Source organism: Mycobacterium sp. UM_Kg27 (assembly GCF_000972905.1).
GTDB lineage: Bacteria > Actinomycetota > Actinomycetes > Mycobacteriales > Mycobacteriaceae > Mycobacterium.
Window position 1 is genome coordinate 1 of the sequence record NZ_JRMM01000328.1, and the last position, 463, is coordinate 463.

General features: G+C 70.8%; 1 pseudogene. It reads right to left on the reverse strand.

Annotated elements, in window-relative coordinates:
- Nucleotides 1-463 (reverse strand): annotated as a pseudogene (locus LI94_RS24175) (hypothetical protein); the annotation flags it as partial.

Here is a 463-nt window from a genome sequence, read left to right on the forward strand (position 1 = left end):
CGCCGACGCCACCGTTACCGGCCTGGGAGCCGCCCTTACCGCCGACACCACCGGCGCCACCAGCGCCCGCGTTGCCGCCGTCGGTGCCGGTACCGGTGTTGTCCGTGATACCCGCAGCACCATTGGCACCCGTACCACCGGCGCCGCCGGCGCCGCCGTTACCGATCGCGCTGCCGTTACCGCCGGCACCACCATCTCCACCGTTGGCACCCGAGGCCGCAGTCGGGTCACTGGCCGCGTCATAACCGGCGCCACCGTTACCACCATTGCCCTGCGCACCATGGGCGTCAGAGTCACTACCGGCAGAACCGTCAGCACCCGAAGTCGACCCGGCACCACCGACACCACCGGCACCGCCGTTGGCCAGGCCACCACCGTCGCCACCGTTACCACCGGTCGGGTTAGCCGCAGTACCGGTCGCACCGTTACCACCGTCGCCGGCCTTACCAGCGTTGCCGCCATC